We start from the raw sequence: 15,797 nt of genomic DNA, 5'->3' as shown, positions 1-15,797 counted from the left end.
AGCCTCGACGGCCGAGTCCGACCAGCAGAAGGAGCCGATCCAACCGTGGCCATGCAGTTCTACGCGTCACCCGAGCAGATCATGCGGGACCGTTCGGAGTATGCCCGCAAGGGCATTGCCCGCGGCCGCAGTGTCGTCGTGCTCAGCTACGCCGGCGGTGTGCTGTTCGTGGCCGAGAATGTCTCGTCCGCGCTGCACAAGGTGTCCGAGATCTACGATCGGATCGGCTTCGCCGCGGTCGGTCGCTACAACGAGTTCGAGAACCTGCGGATGGCCGGCGTCCGGATCTGCGACCTGCGTGGCTACAACTACGACCGGGTCGACGTGACCGGCAAGTTCCTCGCCAACGCGTACGCGCAGATGCTGGGCTCACTGTTCGTCGAGCAGTCCAAGCCGCTGGAGGTGGAGGTCTGCCTGGCTCAGGTGGGCGCCACCGCCGCCGAGGACGAGCTCTACCGGATCACGTACGACGGCTCAGTCGGCGACGAACCCGGCTATGTGACGATGGGCGGCCAGCCGGAAAGCATTTCGACGGTGCTGAAGGAAGGCCATCAGGACACTCTGGAGCTGGCCGAGGCTCTCCAGCTCGCGGTGAAGGCGTTGGGCAGCGTCGGTGGCGAGAACGGCTCGCCTCGGCAGCTGAAGGCCGAGCAGTTGGAGGTCGCGATCCTGGATCGCCACCGCACCGGCCGCGCGTTCCGCCGGGTCCGCAACAGCCGGTTGGAAGAGCTGCTCGGCGAAAACGCCGAGCCGAAGACCCCTGATTCGGAAACCCCTGAGGCAGCGACTGCTGAGGCGAAGACTCCAGGGAAGAAGCCAGCCAAGAAACCAGCCGGCAAGCCGGACGAGACGGCCGGCACTGGCGACACTCCGGCTGAGTCCTAGAAGCTGGGTTCTAGAAGCTGAGCCTTGGTCTAGCGGATTTTGGCGTTGGCCTTGAGAATCTCGATGAAGGCGGCGGCGATCGGGTCGGGTTCGTCGCGGGTGTAGGCGGTCAGGGTCCGCAGGATCCGCGGCTCCGGTCTCAACACCCTGCCATCGAAGTGCGGCGACAGCACATTCGACGGCACCAACGCTGGACCGAGCCCGGCAGCGGCGAGGACCGGCGCCGCCGCGGTCTGCTCGGTGCGTACGGCTGCCCGTGGCTGGAAACCTGCCGCCGCGCAGTGCCGGTTGAGGATATCGGCGAGTCCGTTGCTGGGCGCGTAGTGCACCCAGTCGCGGTCCTGAAGTTGATTGAGCGCGATGGTCCCGTTTTCGTCCTCTACTGGATCGTCTTGTGGCACGACCACGACAAACTCCTCGACGCCGAGGTCACGCACCGGACCGGCCCACCCCGCCGGCGCTGGCCCGACGGCGAGATCCGCTTGACCGGCGGTCATGGCGGCCGCCAGCTCGTCGGCGTGGCGATGCTCGAACAGCCGGATCGCGATCCCGTCGCCGTGTTCCTGCCGCCACGCTTTGAGAGCTGGCGGCAGGACGCCGAGGCTGACCGAATACAGCGTCGCGAGACGGAGCTCGCCCTGTTCGAGGTGGGCGACCTGCCTCGCGGCCGTACGGGCGCGGCCGGCGTCGGCGAGCGCGGCGCGAGCGTGCGGGAGCATGGCCCGACCCATTGGGGTGAGCCGTACCGACCTCGGCAGCCGTTCCAGCAGAAATCCGCCGGTCGACTGTTCGAGTGCGCGAATCTGATGGGAAAGCGCTGGTTGGGTGACGTGCAGCAGCTCGGCGGCCCGGGTGAACGAGCCTTCGTCGACCACCGCGACGAGGTACTCAAGCTGCCGGAGCGTCGTCATAAACAGATCTTATCGCTCCAGTGAGAAACAAGACTTTGTCCTATCGGTGCTTCCGCGGCATCCTTGTCCCATGAGTCAACTGTCGGACTCCGCGCCCGCCGTACTCGCCGCTGATTTTGTGACTGTCGAACACAAGTCTGGAGTGCCGGAATGAGTAAGGTCGCGTTGGTCGTTGGATCCCGCGGAGTCATCGGCGGCAACCTGATCGACCACCTGCTGGACCTGGGCGACTGGGACGTGGTCGGCCTGTCGCGTCGCGGCGGTCCTTCTTCGGCGCACCTGCGGAATATTTCCGTCGACCTGCTGGATCGTACGGACACCTTCGAGAAACTCGCCGACCTGAGCGACGTGACGCACGTCTTTTATGCCGCGTACCAGGACCGCCCGACCTGGGCCGAGCTGGTTCCACCAAATCTCGCGATGCTGGTGAACGTCGTCGAGGCCATCGAGCCGGTCGCGGCTGGCTTGCGGCACGTCAGTTTGATGCAGGGCTACAAGGTTTACGGCGCGCATCTCGGCCCGTTCAAGACGCCGGCCAAGGAGAGCGACGCGAACCACATGCCGCCGGAATTCAACATTGACCAGCAGGATTTCCTTGAACGTACGCAGAAGGGCAAGACCTGGACCTGGTCCGCGCTGCGCCCGTCGGTAGTTTGTGGGTTCGGGCTGGGAAACCCGATGAACCTGACCATGGTCATCGCGATCTATGCCGCCATGTCGAAGGAGTTGGGTATCCCGCTGCGTTTCCCCGGTAAGGCCGGCGCGTACGACACCCTCCTGGAGATGACCGACGCCGGCCTGCTCGCTCGCGCGACTGTCTGGGCCGCGACCGACGACCGGGCAGCGAACCAGGCTTTCAACATCAACAACGGTGACCTCTTCCGCTGGAACGACCTGTGGCCCAAAATCGCCGCCTTCTTCGACCTGGAGGTCGCCCCGCCATTGCACCTGTCACTCGCCGATGTCATGGCCGACAAGGAACCCCTCTGGAACGCGATGGTCGCCAAACACGACCTCGAGCCGCACCCGTACTCAGACGTGTCGTCGTGGACGTTCGGTGATTTCGTCTTCGGGTGGGACTATGACTTCTTCGCCGATGGCACCAAGGCGCGGCGGCTCGGCTTCCATGAGTTCGTGGACACAGAGAAAATGTTCCTGTCCCTCTTCACTGAATTCCGCAAGCGCCGCCTGATCCCCTAGTGGTCTGTCTGTGATGTGGCGCGGTGGCTCCGGCACTCGCAAGATAAAGCCGAAGAACTGTTCGCGAATAACCGTTCGTGTTCTAGACTGGGCGCATGGACGTGCTGCAACCGGATCCGAACAAGGACGTAACCCTCGACACGGCAACCCTCAGAGTCCTTGCCCATCCCATGCGCCTGGCCCTGCTCAACCACCTCCGTCACCACGGGCCGGCGACGGGACGACAGTTGGCGGCGATCTTCGGGATCGACTCCGGAGCCGCCAGCTACCACCTGCGCAAACTCGCCGCCGGCGACCTCATCGACGAAGACGAGGAGCGGGGCACCGGCCGCGATCGCTGGTGGCGCGCCCTGCACCGGACCTCGTTCCACGACCCCGCCCAGTCACCAGACCAGGAGGCAGGCCGTGCGTACGCGCAAGCCCTGGTCCTCGCGTACGCCGACACCCTGCGCACCCTCGCCGGCCAGGTCCCGCTGCTCCCGCAGGACTGGTATGGCGCGAGCATTTTCAGCGACTACACCCTGACGATCACGCCAGATGCGTTGAACAGCCTCAAAAGTGAGCTGGTAGCGGTCATCAACCGCTATCGCGACGCGCCCACCGGCGAGACCGCGGTTTCGGTGCAGTTGCAGGCGTACCCGCTGCTGGAGCCCCGGATTGCTACTGACTGACAACCGGACGATCGCCGCCCATCGAGACCCGAACATCCTGCGCTGGCTGGGTGCATACACCGCCTCGGTGACCGGTGATCTCGTCTATTTCGTGGCGCTGTCGTGGGCCGCGGCCCGTACCGGTGGGCCGGTCGGGGTGGGCGTCATTCTGGCCGCTGGGTCGGTGCCCAGGGCGATTCTGATGCTGGGCGGCGGAGTGGTGGCCGATCGTTTCGGCCCTCGGCTGGTGGTGATCGGCAGCGATCTTGTCCGCTGCGTACTCATTCTGGCCGCTGCGGCCGTCATCTTCTTCGGTCAGCTGGAGGTGTGGCTGTTGGTGGTGCTGGCATTGGCCTTCGGCACGGTCGACGCTCTCTTCATGCCAGCGGTCGGTGCGTTGCCGGCTTCGATGACCACGACGGATCAGCTTTCTCGAGTGCAGGGCCTGCGCATGCTCGGCGTACGCGCCAGCAACGCCATCGGCCCGGTGCTGGCCGCGGCCGCGCTGATCGGCGGAGCGGCCGGCGCGTTTGGCGTTTCCGGCGTACTTTTCGCGCTGTCACTGGCGGTTTTGCTGACCGTACGCGTACACCGACGTGCTCCAGAAAAGCGGGAGTCGCCCTGGAAGGATTTCCGTGCGGGCCTGAATCACCTGCGCAGCAAGCGCAGCCTGGTGCCGCTCGTCATTGTCATCGGACTGAGCGAAATGTGTTTCAGTGGCCCGGTTGCCGTCGGGCTCGTGCTGTTTGTCAAAGAACATCACTGGAACGCGTCGATCTTGGGTTGGATTCTGAGCGCCTTCAGTGTCGGCGGTGCGGCGTCCGCAGTGGTGCTCAGTGCTGTCCGCGGTATCAGGCGAGCTGGACTCACGATGGCGTTGTCGTTGGTGATCACGGCAGTTCTGGTGACTGTCATTGGGCTGTTGAACTTCCAGCTCGTCGCGATCGCCATCGCTGGCCTGCTCGGGTTTTCCAGTGGTTGCACCATGGTCCTGAGCAATGCGCTGATCCAGAAAGAGGCTGAGCCGCGGTATCTGGGACGAGTCACGGCCGTCACGACGTTCTGTACGCTCGGATTGAGTCCGCTGCTCTTCCCGTTGACCGGCCTGATCGCGGCAGGCTGGGGGATCGGCGTCTTCTTCGCGGCATGCGGCGGAATCTGCGCGGTAGCGGCGATTATTTCGATGTGGCGGCTGCGGGCGGCGCACCTGTGACGCGGATTCCGGACAGCAGCAGGTCCAGATGTGGGTCGACCAGTTGACTCGCCTTCGCCGGGCTGACTCGCTCGTACTTTCCGATGGTCACGAACATGTGGACGCCATGCACCAAGGCCCAACATGTCTTCACCAACAGCTCGATATCCGTGTCGACGAACACCCCCGATTGCTGGCCGCGATAGAGAATCTCGCCAAGAGCGACAAGTGCATCCTCGCCGGCGGCCAGGGCGGGGGAGTCGGCCGGAATATCGGCGTGGTTACGCTCAATGAACTGCTTCGCCTCGCCGGGATGGCTGAGCTGGTAGCGCAGATAGGCGGTGGCCGCGGCGCGCAGTGCCATTTCCGGGTGGTCGCCGGCGCGCCGGCCGGCTGACCGGATCGCGGCGGCCAGGTCGCGCATCACAGCAGCCGCGACCTCCTCGCGGAGTGCCGCGAAATTGCCGAAATGTCGATAAGGAGCCGCGTGGCTGACGCCTGCCCTGCGTGCCACCTCGCGCAGTGACGGGTCGCTGTCGCGGCCGTCCGCGAGCAGTTCCCGGGCGGCCTGGACGAGCGCCGGCCGGAGGTTGCCGTGGTGATATCCCTCGGGTGCCATGTTGACATGATAAACATCAGCTGCTTTCCTCGAGCATGTTGCCGACGTAAACATTGAGAGGTCGAGCCGATGCCAGCAGAGACCAGCAGCCGCCGCATACTTGTCACCGGAGCGTCCACCGGCATTGGCCGGGCCACGGCAAAAGAGCTGGTCGAACGAGGTTGGTACGTGTACGCGGCGGTCCGCCGCGAGAAGGACGCCGAGAGTCTGCGCAAGGAGCTCGGTGCAAGCGGCGAGCCGGTGTTGATGGATGTGACCGACCAGCCGTCGATCGACGCGGCGGCCGGCCACCTCGGCGCGGCCGGGCCGTTGGACGCTGTCGTGAACAACGCGGGCATCGCGATCGGCGCACCGCTTGAGTTTCTGCCGCTGGACGATTTCCGCCGGCAGCTGGAGGTCAACCTGACCGGTCAGCTGGCCGTGACGCAGGCTTTCCTGCCGCAGTTGCGAAAGACTCGTGGCCGAGTGGTCTTCGTCGGCTCGATCGGCGGCCGGGTCGCCAGCCCGCTGCTCGGTGCGTACAGCGCGAGCAAGTTCGCGCTGGCCGCCCTGGCCGACAGCCTTCGCGCGGAGCTGAAACCGTCCGACATCAAGGTCATCCTCGTCGAACCGGGCACCATCGCGACCGAGATCTGGAGCACCGCTGTCAGTGCGGGGCGCGCGCTCTACGACCGCCTACCCGTCGAGGCTCGCCGCTACTATGGCGCCGCGATGGAGGCGACGATCAACACCGCCGAGGAGCGCGGAGGCAACGGTCTCGCACCCGAAGCCGCCGCCAGGGTGCTCGTACGCGCGCTTGAACGCCCCAACCCACGCCCTCGCTACCTGATCGGCCGCGACGCCCGATTCGCGTCCGTCATCCCGTACCTCCCGGCCACCCTCCGCGCCTACCTGGTCGCGACCCAGATGCCCGCCGGCCCCGCCAAGGACACGCCCAGCCCCGCCATCACAGACCGCTAACCAGGGAGAAATACCATGCAGATCGCGATCGTGCTCTATCCGGGCGTCACGATGCTGGACGCCATCGGCCCGTACGAGGTGCTGCATAACCTCCCGGGTGTCGATCTACGGTTCGTCAGCGTCAAGGCCGGTTCTCTCAAGGTCGACAGCGGTCTCGTCAGCCTGGTGACCACACACTCGCTCGCGGACACCCCCGCGCCGGATCTCGTACTGGTGCCCGGCGCAGCGGCCAACACGCTCGCCGAGATGGGCGATCAGGAGTTGCTCGACTGGCTTCGCGAGGTCCATAAGACGACGACTTGGACAACATCGGTGTGCAGCGGCGCGCTCATCCTCGGGGCGGCCGGCATCCTCAAGGGGCACCCGGCGACGACACACTGGGCGGCAATGGCAGCGTTGCCGGGTTTGGGCGCCGAGCCGCGACCGGACGAGCGGATCGTGCGGTCGGGCAAGATCGTCACCGCGGCCGGTGTGTCGGCGGGCATCGACCTCGCGCTCTGGCTGGCCGGCCAGATCGCCGGTCAGGAGCAGGCCGAGGCCGTACAGCTGCTCATTGAATACGACCCACGGCCGCCGTACGACGCCGGGCACATCAGCAAGGCGTCACCCGAGGTCCGCCAGCTCGCGGAGGCATCGATGGCCGCGCAGATCGAGCACCCTCAGCCGATGGTTTTTGATTAGGGCGCGTCTCCTCATCCCAGGCGGCGTTTGGGCTCGGCCCTCGCCGCCTGGGATGAGGAGACGCGCCCTAGTGCGCCGCAGTTCTAGCCGCGTCCACGGTGTGGCTGAGCAGCAGCGCGGTGGTCACCGGTCCGACGCCGCCGGGAACGGGGCTCAGCGCGCCGGCGCGGTCGGCGACGGCCGGATCGACATCCCCCACGAGACCGCCGTCAGCGGTGGGGTTCGTGCCCACGTCGATCACCACGGCGCCCGGGCGCACGTGATCGGGCCCGATCAATCCGGCTCGTCCGGCTGCCGCGATCAGGATGTCTGCTTCTCGCGTGACAGCCGCTAAATCGGGCGTACGCGAATGGGCGACCGTGACGGTGGCGTGCCGGTTGAGCAGCAGATGCGCCAATGGCTTGCCTACCACGGTCGACCGGCCAACGATCATGGCTCGGCGGCCAGCGATCTCGATGTGGTGATGCTCGAGCAGCCGTACGACGGCTTCCGCGGTGGCGGGTGCGAAAGCCGGTAGTCCGGCGGCGAGCCGTCCGAGGCTGACGGGGTTCGCACCGTCGACGTCCTTGGTTGGCGGAATGCCCATCGCGAACTCTGCTGCCGGCACTTCACCAGGCACCGGAGTCGCGAGGATGATGCCATGGATGTCGTTGCCAAGCTCGGAAAGCGTGCCAGCGACATCCTTGGTTTCGACTACTTCGCAGGAGATGCCGACTTTTGCGGCGGCTGCCGAGATGGACCGGACATACCAGGCGGTCGCCTCGTCGGTCGTCGCCGTGACGATGGCCAGACGCGCCGGAGTCCCGGTGATCCCCGCTCTGATCGCCGCAGCCAACGCCGTACCCGACAGGGAAATCGTCATGGCGCGATTTCCCGTCGCACGGCCGTGGTCAGGTCTTCGGCGCGTACCAATAAATCGTCGATATCCGCCGCCGGGCCACGGTTGATTTCCACATTCACCCGCGAGATAGCGGCCGCCGCCCGGATCGACTCGGCGGCGGCCGCGATGTCGGTGATGACGTTTTTGTTGCTGACTGGCAAAAGCTGCTCGGCGAGGTCGATCAGCTGACGGGCCGCCGCGATCACGGCCAGCGGCGGTTCGACGGCACCGGCCAACGCCGAACTGATCGCAGCCGTACGCGCCTGGCGTTCGTCGTCGGTTGTTTTCGGTAGTTTGTAGGCCGTACCGACTGCTTCAAAAGCCGCCGCGTCAGCCGCGGCGAGCCGCAGGCCAGTCTCACGCAGCTCGTCGGCCGCTGTCACGACCCGGCCGGCGACCTCGCCGTCGCTGTAGCGGGCGACCATCGCCAGCAGCGCCGCACCCATCGCGGCCTGCGTGCCGGCGGCCGCACCGCCGCCAGGTGCCGGCGTACGACTCGCCAGCCGGGTCAGGAATTCGTCAACTGTCCAGTCGTACAAACGTCAGCCTCCGGACACCTGGACGTGCAGAATCTGGGTGAAGGCGGTGGGATAGCCGTCGCCGTCACCGTTCTGGTCGTCCTCGCCAGCCGCGGCGATCTTCTTCAACACGTCCATGCCGCCGATGACCTTGCCGAACGGCGTGTAGTTGGGCCGCAGCGTGGTGTCCTTCCAGGTGAAGAAGAACTGGCTGCCGTTGGTGCCAGGTCCGGCGTTGGCCATCGCGACCGTACCGGCCTCGTAGGTGGCTCCGGTGAGGTTCTCGTCGGCGAACTGGTAGCCGGGACCGCCGCTGCCGGTGCCGGTCGGGTCACCGCACTGCAACACGTAGAGCCGCTGGGTGGTGAGCCGGTGGCAGTGGGTCAGGTCGTAGTAGGCCCGCTGGGCCAGGAAGCGGAACGAGTACGTTGTGCAGGGCGCCTTAGTGGTGAGCGCCTGGAACGTGATGACGCCCTGGCTGGTGAACAGGCGCGCCACATACGGCCGGGCCGCGGCGGCCGCGTTGAAGGTCGGGATTCCGCGGAACTTGTCCTTCGGCTTCACTGCTGTGTAGCCGCACGCATCAGTGGCCGTGGTGACGGCCGCGTGGGACCGGGTGGGGGTGGTCAGCGCCGGGGCCGTCGGCCCAGGTGCGGCCGAGGCGGCACCGGCGAGGGCCAGCACCATGGCAAGGACAGAGACGACGAACAGGCTGCGCCGACGCATCGAGGCGGACCTCCACAGACGACAATGGGGGCGTAAGCGTACGACACCACCGTCCCCGGTTTTTGTCCGCAACACCCCGTTGCTTGCACCACACGCAAGCATCGGGGCTTTGCGGACAAAAACGGCGGCGAAGCAGGGCGTTAGCTGGCGAGTGCGTCCCAGGTGGCCATGGCGGCAGTGGCGACCTTGGTCAGAGTGGCCGCGGATGAGCCGTCTCTGGCCCGTATCGACAGGCCGTGCAGGACGGTCGCGTAGAACTCGGTCATCGCGGCGATGTCCGCGTCCGCCGGCACATCACCATCGGCGATGCCGCGCTCGAGACGGCGGTGGAGCAGGTCGACGAATTCGCGGCGGCAGTCAGCCAGGAAGTCGCGTACGCCGTCGTTCACCGGATTCGACACCGTGGCGGCGAGGACGACCATGCACCCTGGTGGGGTGTCCGTCTCGGTGTAGACGGACACGTTGTCGCGGAGCATCGCCTCGACCGCTGCCCGCGCGGTCGGTTCACGGGTCAGCGCTCGCTCCGAGGTGCCACCTTCGATCTTGCCGTACAGCTCGACCGCCTCCCGAAAGAGTGCTTCCTTGCAGCTGAAGGCCGCGTACAGGCTGGGGGAGTTGATGCCTATCGCGGTCGTGAGGTCGCTGATGGAGGTGCCTTCGTACCCGCGAGCCCAGAAGACCTCCATCGCCTGCCTGAGCGCGATATCCCGATCGAATGCCCGTGGTCGGCCGCGTGTGGCCATCTCGCCTCCGTTTTGTATCGATCACCACAATACTGTTGCGGCCGCGACTGGGCGACTGGTAGACATATTAATGTAGCGGTCGACACAGAAAAGGAGCGGGCATGAGCTTGGCAGGCAAGGTCGCACTGGTGACCGGCGGAAGTCGCGGCATCGGGGCGGCTACCGCACGACGGCTGGCCAGTGAGGGCGCGGCGGTCGCCATCACGTACGAGCGGGCCGAGGATCGGGCGAAGCAGGTGGTGGCCGAGATCCTGGCCGCCGGCGGTCGCGCCGTCGCGATCCGTGCCGATGCCGCGAATGCGGCCGATGTGACGGCGTCTGTCGAGCGTACGGTGTCCGAACTGGGACGGCTGGACATCCTCGTCAACAACGCCGGCATCTTCGTCGCCGGACCGCTCGCGGACGTGACGGTCGAGCAGATCGACCGGACCTTCGCCATCCACGTACGGGCCGTGTTCGTCGCCGTCCAAGCCGCCGCGAAGCACCTCCCGGCCGGCGGGCGTGTGGTCAGCATCGGCAGCAACCTCGCCGACATCGCGAACCGGCCAGGGGTCAGCCTCTATGCAGCGAGCAAGGCGGCGCTGGCCGGCCTGACCAAGGGCCTCGCCCGCGACCTCGGCGAGCAGGGCGTGACCGTCAACCTGGTGCAGCCCGGCTCGACCGACACCGAGATGAACCCGGCCGATGGTGAGCACGCCGATCAGCAGCGCCAGCGCACCGCCCTCGGCCACTACGGCACCGCCGACGACATCGCCGCGACCGTCGCCCACCTGGTCGGCGACGGCGGCCGCCAGATCACCGGCGCCACCATCACCGTCGACGGCGGCGCCAACGCCTGACTCGCGCGGTGGTCACGAGCTGAGGGTGCGGGCCAGGTCGTCGACGCCCTGCTGGGTGCGGCGCTGGTAACCAGCGAACATCCGGTTCGCGAACGGGACAGCCCAGCGACCGCGGGCGGCGACGTTGTAGACGCGGTGGATCAGGCGAGTGCCGGGTGGCTCGGACACCAAGGTGAACTCGCCGCGATACCACCAGTGGCCCTGCATGCCGATCGTGTGGCGCTCCCGATCGAGGTCCATGTAGAGCACATGCGTTCCGCCGGCGTGTACGTCGAACTGGTCCGGGCCACCCGAGACGATCCATCCGGGCCGCTCGTCGTCGCGACTCAGCAGTGGTGCGCTCGTACGAGTCACCGGGCCGACTTTCAGGTGCAACAGACGTGGGATCAGGTCGGCGATCGGGGCTTGGATATATGCGGACGCTTCAAAAAGCGGCTTGCGGGCAGTAGCTACAGGGGACACGAATGCTCCTACGGGTTGCTGGGTTTCCGCAGGCGTACGGGTATCCGGGCTATGCTGGCCGGTGCTTGGTCCAGGCCGATCCGGTGCGTACGCGTGCAGGTCGGTGTGGTCGCCCGGATGGGATGGGCCAACATCCCGTCCGGGCGTTTATGTTTTAGGGAACGGCATCTCCTTGATCAGCTCACGTGGGTCCGCTGGCCAGTCGAGTGTCCCGTCGGCCAGATCGGCGATGAGCTGGCCGACCCACCGCGCCTCGGCGGTTTCCCTGGCCAGGTCGTATTCCAGCTCGAGCAGCAGCAATCGATGCAGCTGCGGACCAACGTCCGTCAGTGTCGCGGTGGCAGCGGCGACCTGGCGGTCCAAGGTCTCGACGCGGGCGGTGAGAGCCGCTCTCGCCTGATCGACCGAGAGGCAACCCAGGTACGAGAGCGCCGCGACGAGTAGCGTCGAGTCGGCATCGGGCGTACGCAGCAGGCGTTCTTCTCGTTCTGACAACTCGGCTCGGCCAGCGTCCGTGAGGGCGTACACCGTTCGCTCGGGTCGTGGGCCGTCCTTGAGCGTGTCAACCGCGTCGATGAAGTTGTCCTTTAGGAGCCGCTCGACTGCGTGGTACATGCTGCGGGGCAGGCCAGTGACGAATGTCTTGTGGGTGTCGATCATCATCCGATGCATCTCGTACGTGTGCTTCGGTCCGGTCATCAACAGCGCCAGCACCGTCAACGCGACCAGGTCGCGATCACTGCGGCGTAGCTCCGCCATCCATCCTCCCCATCTAATGCATAACGCAGTATGGCGGTCTGCCATATGGGAGTCAAGTGCGGTCATAGTGTGAGGGGCGTTTCGAGCCGTCCAGCCGGGAGGTACCCGAAGTTATGACCGAGTCGTACGACGTGGTGATCGTGGGCGCCGGCTTCGCCGGTCTGACCGCGGCACGCGAACTTAGCCGACGCGGCTATTCGGTGCTGCAGCTGGAAGCACGTGACCGGATGGGCGGGCGTACGTGGACCGACGAGCGGTTCGGCCGCCAACTGGAGATGGGCGGCACCTGGGTGCACTGGCTGCAGCCGCACACCTGGAGCGAGATCACCCGCTACGACCTGGCCGTCGTCGCCAGCCCGACCGCGCAACAGGTGCGGTGGATCGCCGGCGGGCAGGTCCGGGTGGAGTCACCCGCGGACTTTCGGGCGCGGATCACTCCCGGCCATAACGCGCTGCTCAGGGATGCTCTGAAGTGGTTTCCGCGGCCGTACGAGCCGCTCTCGAACCCTGATCTCGGTGAGATTGACGGCCAGTGCATCCTCGACCGATTCGGCCAGCTCGACCTCGCCGACGAGGACCGCGAGCTGCAGATCGGCATCTGGGCCGAGCACTTCAGCGCGCCGCCCGAGCTGTGCGCGCTCACCCAGGCGCTGCGCTGGTGTGCCGCTGCCTCAGGCGACTGGCAACTTATGGACGACAGCACGTCGACGTACCGGATTGCCACCGGCACTCGGTCGCTGGCTGAGGGCATTCATGCTGACTCCACGGCTGACCTGCGGCTCGGCCAGGTCGTACGGCGGATCTCGCAGGACGCTGCCGGTGCGGTGGTGGTCACCGCGGACAGTCGTACGTACGCGGCCCGCCAGGTCATCGTCACCGTGCCGGTGAATGCCCTGGCCGGCATCGACTTCGAGCCGGCGCTGCCGCCGCTGATCGGGGCGGCGGTTGCGGAGCGGCTCGCGAGCCGTGGGCTGAAGACGTGGATCAAGGTCCGTGGCGAGGTCGAGCCGTTCACCGCGTACGCGCCGGCCAGCAACGGCCTGACCTGGCTGCGGTCGGAGTTCCCCGCGACCGGACCTGACGGTGACACGATCTTCGTCGCCTTCGGTCCGGATGCCGCTGTCCTGGACCCGAACGACCTGGCCGGCGTGACGAATGCCGTCCATCGCTGGCGGGACGACCTGGAGATCCTGGAGGTCACCGGCCACCACTGGGTCGCCGACGAGTTCTCCCGGGAAACCTGGCCCATGCTGCAACCCGGCCAGCTGACCAGCTATCTGGCCGCGCTGCAGGCCGGCCACGGCCTGGTCCGGTTCGCCGGCTCGGACTATGCCACCGCCTGGGCCGGTTTCATCGACGGCGCCATCGAAAGCGGGCTGCGGACCGCCGCCACCGTCCATCGGACCTTCCAGTCGATCACTCGGTGATCACTCTCTGTCCGCACTCCACGCGGCCGGCCCTGCCGCATCGACGCGATGCGTGCGGTGGGCGCACGCATCGCGTCGATGCGGCAAAACCAGCGGCTACTCAGCGTGCGGTGCCTGAGTTTTCCCGGAAACTGACCGTGGCGAGTTGTCACCTAGAAGGCATCCGGCCGGCTAGGGTCTGACTATGGATCGACGCATTTTCGGTCTGGAGACCGAGTACGGCGTCACCTGTACGTTTCGCGGGCAGCGGCGCCTGAGTCCGGACGAGGTGGCCCGCTATCTGTTCCGTCGGGTGGTGTCTTGGGGGCGTTCCAGCAACGTCTTCCTGCGCAACGGCGCCCGGCTGTATCTGGATGTCGGTTCGCATCCGGAATACGCGACGCCCGAATGCGACTCGCTGACTGACCTGGTCACCCATGACCGGGCCGGCGAGCGAGTGCTGGAAGGGCTGCTCATCGACGCCGAGCGGCGGCTCCGAGACGAGGGCATCGCCGGCGACATCTACCTGTTCAAGAACAACACCGACTCGGCCGGCAACTCGTACGGCTGCCACGAGAACTACTGCGTCGGCAGGCACGGGGAGTTCGGCCGGCTGGCCGACGTGCTGATCCCGTTCCTGGTCACCCGGCAGCTGATCTGCGGTGCCGGCAAGGTGCTGCAGACCCCGCGCGGAGCGGTCTACTGCCTGTCGCAGCGGGCCGAGCACATCTGGGAAGGCGTCTCGTCGGCGACCACCCGATCGCGGCCGATCATCAACACCCGGGACGAGCCGCACGCCGACGCCGAGCGCTACCGCCGGCTGCACGTGATCGTCGGCGACTCGAACATGAGCGAGACAACCACGCTGCTGAAGGTGGGCACGGTCGACCTCGTGCTCCGGATGATCGAGTCCGGTGTCGCGCTGCGTGACCTGGCGTTGGAGAACCCGATCCGGGCGATCCGCGAGGTCTCCCACGACGTGACCGGCCGCCGCAAGATCCGGCTGGCCAACGGCCGCGAGGCGTCCGCGCTGGAGATCCAGCAGGAGTATTTCTCCAAGGCCTCCGACTTCGTCACCCGGCGGGGCAGCGATCCGGTCGCCAAACATGTCCTGGAGCTGTGGGAGCGCACGCTCCGCGCGGTGGAGACGGACAATCTGGAGCTTGTCGACAAGGAAATTGACTGGGTGATCAAGCAGAAGCTGATCCGGCGATATGCCGACAAGCACTCGCTTCCGCTGTCCCACCCGCGAATCGCCCAGCTCGACCTCGCGTACCACGACATCCGCCGTGGCCGCGGCCTGTCCGGGCTGCTGGAAAACCGTGGCGAGGCCGTACGCATCTCCCGGGACCTGAAGGTCTTCGAAGCCAAGAGCGTCCCGCCGCAGACCACCCGGGCCCGACTGCGTGGCGAATTCATCAAACACGCGCAGGAAAAACGGCGCGACTTCACCGTCGACTGGGTGCACCTGAAGCTGAACGACCAAGCGCAGCGCACCGTGCTGTGCAAGGACCCGTTCCGTTCGGTGGACGATCGGGTCGACAAGCTCATCGCCAGCATGTAGTCGTATGAGAAGGTTCCCACCGTGAGTAGCCCTGAGACCCCGGCCACCGAAGGCACGTCCAACGCGTTCGTCGGGTGGCTCCGGTATGCCTTCCTGCGCCCGGACTACGTGAAGCAAGCACGTCCCAAGCTTCGCGGTCTCAGTCGTCTCGAGCGTCGGCGTGCCAAGGTCCAGTATCAGATGCATGCCGGCGCATTCCGCACCTGGGTTTACGCGGCGGCGCTGATCGGCTTCATCGTCGTTTTCGGCCTGTTGGTGATGTATGCGTGACGTTTTTTGCTGACGTACGAGCGACGGGTGACTTTGCCGGAGGCTGGACTTCAGTCTGCTCTGACTGATTGCGTCGGCTGCGTGGGTGTGCGGGTCCGGTGTCGGTACGGCCGCTTGGTTCCGGGCGATCTGTAGTGCGAAGGACCGTGTTGAGAGTGGTGTTTGTTGGTGCGGGGTGACGGCCCTGGTTAAGGGCTGAGTGTGCTGCGGAAGTGACGGCCCTGGTTAAGGGCTGAGTGTGCTGCGGAAGTGACGGCCCTGGTTAAGGGCTGAGTGTGCTGCGGAAGTGACGGCCCTGGTTAAGGGCTGAGTGTGCTGCGGAAGTGACAGCCCTGGTTAAGGGCCGCGTGTGCTGCGGAAGTGAGCTCCTTGGTTAAGGGCGTTTTCTGTGAGGGTGCGGCGTCTCGTCTACCAGCCATCGGAAAATCCCGCCCCCGCCACCAAAGACCGGTGGCGGGGGCGGGATTTTCCGATGGTTACTGCCGATCCGCCCTGTGTTTCTGGCGCCTTCGGCGCGGGCGCCGTCGACTAC

18 protein-coding genes are annotated in these 15,797 nt (G+C 66.3%); 10 read left to right on the top strand and 8 right to left on the bottom strand.

The window, feature by feature from the left end:
* Window positions 1-45 precede the first annotated feature (45 nt).
* Complete coding sequence (gene prcA, locus ABD301_RS25085; RefSeq protein WP_344312943.1) at window positions 46-885, top strand: proteasome subunit alpha; 840 nt, start codon at window positions 46-48, stop codon at window positions 883-885.
* Between the two features lie 29 nt (window positions 886-914).
* On the opposite strand, the gene ABD301_RS25080 is transcribed toward prcA, so the two are convergent.
* The gene (locus tag ABD301_RS25080; protein WP_344312942.1) at window positions 915-1,796 is read right to left on the bottom strand and encodes a LysR family transcriptional regulator; all 882 of its coding nucleotides are present in this window, start codon (window positions 1,794-1,796) and stop codon (window positions 915-917) included.
* Between the two features lie 150 nt (window positions 1,797-1,946).
* Here ABD301_RS25080 and ABD301_RS25075 point away from each other — a divergent pair, with 150 nt between their 5' ends.
* The 3 genes from ABD301_RS25075 to ABD301_RS25065 all read left to right on the top strand — a co-directional run bounded on the left by ABD301_RS25075 (window position 1,947) and on the right by ABD301_RS25065 (window position 4,859).
* Window positions 1,947-2,996 carry an SDR family oxidoreductase gene (locus ABD301_RS25075; RefSeq protein WP_344312941.1) on the top strand — a complete coding sequence of 350 codons (1,050 nt, stop codon included), beginning with the start codon at window positions 1,947-1,949 and terminating at the stop codon, window positions 2,994-2,996.
* A 95-nt stretch (window positions 2,997-3,091) separates the two neighbouring features.
* Window positions 3,092-3,667 carry a helix-turn-helix domain-containing protein gene (locus ABD301_RS25070; RefSeq protein ID WP_344312940.1) on the top strand — a complete coding sequence of 192 codons (576 nt, stop codon included), beginning with the start codon at window positions 3,092-3,094 and terminating at the stop codon, window positions 3,665-3,667.
* Window positions 3,654-4,859: an MFS transporter gene (locus ABD301_RS25065; RefSeq protein ID WP_344312939.1), complete on the top strand. Its 1,206-nt coding sequence runs from the start codon at window positions 3,654-3,656 to the stop codon at window positions 4,857-4,859. The genes ABD301_RS25070 and ABD301_RS25065 overlap by 14 nt, the downstream gene beginning before the upstream one ends.
* On the opposite strand, the gene ABD301_RS25060 is transcribed toward ABD301_RS25065, so the two are convergent.
* Window positions 4,822-5,457, bottom strand: coding sequence for a TetR/AcrR family transcriptional regulator (locus tag ABD301_RS25060; RefSeq protein WP_344312937.1), 636 nt, complete (start codon window positions 5,455-5,457; stop codon window positions 4,822-4,824). The genes ABD301_RS25065 and ABD301_RS25060 overlap by 38 nt on opposite strands.
* A 69-nt stretch (window positions 5,458-5,526) precedes the next feature.
* On the opposite strand from ABD301_RS25060, the gene ABD301_RS25055 reads away from it, so the two are divergent.
* Window positions 5,527-6,417, top strand: coding sequence for an SDR family oxidoreductase (locus ABD301_RS25055; protein WP_344312936.1), 891 nt, complete (start codon window positions 5,527-5,529; stop codon window positions 6,415-6,417).
* 15 nt (window positions 6,418-6,432) lie between these two features.
* Window positions 6,433-7,098 carry a DJ-1/PfpI family protein gene (locus tag ABD301_RS25050; protein WP_163573389.1) on the top strand — a complete coding sequence of 222 codons (666 nt, stop codon included), beginning with the start codon at window positions 6,433-6,435 and terminating at the stop codon, window positions 7,096-7,098.
* A gap of 67 nt (window positions 7,099-7,165) precedes the next feature.
* Here the strand turns inward: ABD301_RS25050 and ABD301_RS25045 are convergent, their stop codons facing one another.
* The 4 genes from ABD301_RS25045 to ABD301_RS25030 all read right to left on the bottom strand — a co-directional run bounded on the left by ABD301_RS25045 (window position 7,166) and on the right by ABD301_RS25030 (window position 9,965).
* Window positions 7,166-7,960 (bottom strand): bifunctional 5,10-methylenetetrahydrofolate dehydrogenase/5,10-methenyltetrahydrofolate cyclohydrolase, encoded by a 795-nt coding sequence (locus ABD301_RS25045; protein ID WP_344312934.1) that lies wholly within the window; start codon window positions 7,958-7,960, stop codon window positions 7,166-7,168.
* The gene (locus tag ABD301_RS25040; RefSeq protein ID WP_344312933.1) at window positions 7,957-8,517 is read right to left on the bottom strand and encodes a cyclodeaminase/cyclohydrolase family protein; all 561 of its coding nucleotides are present in this window, start codon (window positions 8,515-8,517) and stop codon (window positions 7,957-7,959) included. The genes ABD301_RS25045 and ABD301_RS25040 overlap by 4 nt, the downstream gene beginning before the upstream one ends.
* Before the next feature lie 3 nt (window positions 8,518-8,520).
* A complete protein-coding gene (locus ABD301_RS25035; protein ID WP_344312932.1) occupies window positions 8,521-9,222 on the bottom strand; it encodes a peptidylprolyl isomerase in 702 nt (233 codons plus the stop codon).
* A 140-nt stretch (window positions 9,223-9,362) separates the two neighbouring features.
* Complete coding sequence (locus ABD301_RS25030) at window positions 9,363-9,965, bottom strand: TetR/AcrR family transcriptional regulator (RefSeq protein WP_344312930.1); 603 nt, start codon at window positions 9,963-9,965, stop codon at window positions 9,363-9,365.
* Between the two features lie 101 nt (window positions 9,966-10,066).
* Here ABD301_RS25030 and ABD301_RS25025 point away from each other — a divergent pair, with 101 nt between their 5' ends.
* On the top strand, window positions 10,067-10,804 hold the full coding sequence (locus ABD301_RS25025) for an SDR family NAD(P)-dependent oxidoreductase (RefSeq protein ID WP_344312929.1): 738 nt from the start codon (window positions 10,067-10,069) through the stop codon (window positions 10,802-10,804).
* Between the two features lie 12 nt (window positions 10,805-10,816).
* Here ABD301_RS25025 and ABD301_RS25020 read toward each other — a convergent pair whose 3' ends face one another.
* On the bottom strand, window positions 10,817-11,266 hold the full coding sequence (locus ABD301_RS25020) for a hypothetical protein (RefSeq protein ID WP_344312928.1): 450 nt from the start codon (window positions 11,264-11,266) through the stop codon (window positions 10,817-10,819).
* A gap of 147 nt (window positions 11,267-11,413) precedes the next feature.
* Window positions 11,414-12,025, bottom strand: a complete 612-nt coding sequence (locus tag ABD301_RS25015) for a PadR family transcriptional regulator (RefSeq protein ID WP_344312927.1) — start codon at window positions 12,023-12,025, stop codon at window positions 11,414-11,416.
* A gap of 113 nt (window positions 12,026-12,138) precedes the next feature.
* On the opposite strand from ABD301_RS25015, the gene ABD301_RS25010 reads away from it, so the two are divergent.
* From ABD301_RS25010 to ABD301_RS25000, 3 genes are all read left to right on the top strand, one after another.
* The gene (locus ABD301_RS25010) at window positions 12,139-13,452 is read left to right on the top strand and encodes a flavin monoamine oxidase family protein (protein ID WP_344312926.1); all 1,314 of its coding nucleotides are present in this window, start codon (window positions 12,139-12,141) and stop codon (window positions 13,450-13,452) included.
* 184 nt (window positions 13,453-13,636) lie between these two features.
* Entirely contained in the window at window positions 13,637-14,995 is a 1,359-nt protein-coding gene (pafA, locus tag ABD301_RS25005; RefSeq protein ID WP_344312925.1) for a Pup--protein ligase, read from the top strand.
* 21 nt (window positions 14,996-15,016) lie between these two features.
* Window positions 15,017-15,265 carry a hypothetical protein gene (locus ABD301_RS25000; protein ID WP_344312924.1) on the top strand — a complete coding sequence of 83 codons (249 nt, stop codon included), beginning with the start codon at window positions 15,017-15,019 and terminating at the stop codon, window positions 15,263-15,265.
* Window positions 15,266-15,797 lie beyond the last annotated feature (532 nt).

It is taken from the genome of Fodinicola feengrottensis (assembly GCF_039530045.1).
Lineage (GTDB): Bacteria > Actinomycetota > Actinomycetes > Mycobacteriales > HKI-0501 > Fodinicola > Fodinicola feengrottensis.
Note: the sequence above shows the minus strand (reverse complement) of the source record. Positions and strands in the feature narration are given on the sequence as shown.

What these genes read in the sequence shown, in the direction of transcription:
- ABD301_RS25080 (WP_344312942.1), bottom strand. Translation starts at nt 1,796, where the DNA reads ATGACGACGCTCCGGCAGCTTGAGTACCTCGTCGCGGTGGTCGACGAA.
- ABD301_RS25075 (WP_344312941.1), top strand. Translation starts at nt 1,947, where the DNA reads ATGAGTAAGGTCGCGTTGGTCGTTGGATCCCGCGGAGTCATCGGCGGC.
- ABD301_RS25070 (WP_344312940.1), top strand. Translation starts at nt 3,092, where the DNA reads ATGGACGTGCTGCAACCGGATCCGAACAAGGACGTAACCCTCGACACG.
- ABD301_RS25060 (WP_344312937.1), bottom strand. Translation starts at nt 5,457, where the DNA reads ATGGCACCCGAGGGATATCACCACGGCAACCTCCGGCCGGCGCTCGTC.
- ABD301_RS25055 (WP_344312936.1), top strand. Translation starts at nt 5,527, where the DNA reads ATGCCAGCAGAGACCAGCAGCCGCCGCATACTTGTCACCGGAGCGTCC.
- ABD301_RS25050 (WP_163573389.1), top strand. Translation starts at nt 6,433, where the DNA reads ATGCAGATCGCGATCGTGCTCTATCCGGGCGTCACGATGCTGGACGCC.
- ABD301_RS25045 (WP_344312934.1), bottom strand. Translation starts at nt 7,960, where the DNA reads ATGACGATTTCCCTGTCGGGTACGGCGTTGGCTGCGGCGATCAGAGCG.
- ABD301_RS25035 (WP_344312932.1), bottom strand. Translation starts at nt 9,222, where the DNA reads ATGCGTCGGCGCAGCCTGTTCGTCGTCTCTGTCCTTGCCATGGTGCTG.
- ABD301_RS25030 (WP_344312930.1), bottom strand. Translation starts at nt 9,965, where the DNA reads ATGGCCACACGCGGCCGACCACGGGCATTCGATCGGGATATCGCGCTC.
- ABD301_RS25025 (WP_344312929.1), top strand. Translation starts at nt 10,067, where the DNA reads ATGAGCTTGGCAGGCAAGGTCGCACTGGTGACCGGCGGAAGTCGCGGC.
- ABD301_RS25015 (WP_344312927.1), bottom strand. Translation starts at nt 12,025, where the DNA reads ATGGCGGAGCTACGCCGCAGTGATCGCGACCTGGTCGCGTTGACGGTG.
- ABD301_RS25010 (WP_344312926.1), top strand. Translation starts at nt 12,139, where the DNA reads ATGACCGAGTCGTACGACGTGGTGATCGTGGGCGCCGGCTTCGCCGGT.
- pafA (WP_344312925.1), top strand. Translation starts at nt 13,637, where the DNA reads ATGGATCGACGCATTTTCGGTCTGGAGACCGAGTACGGCGTCACCTGT.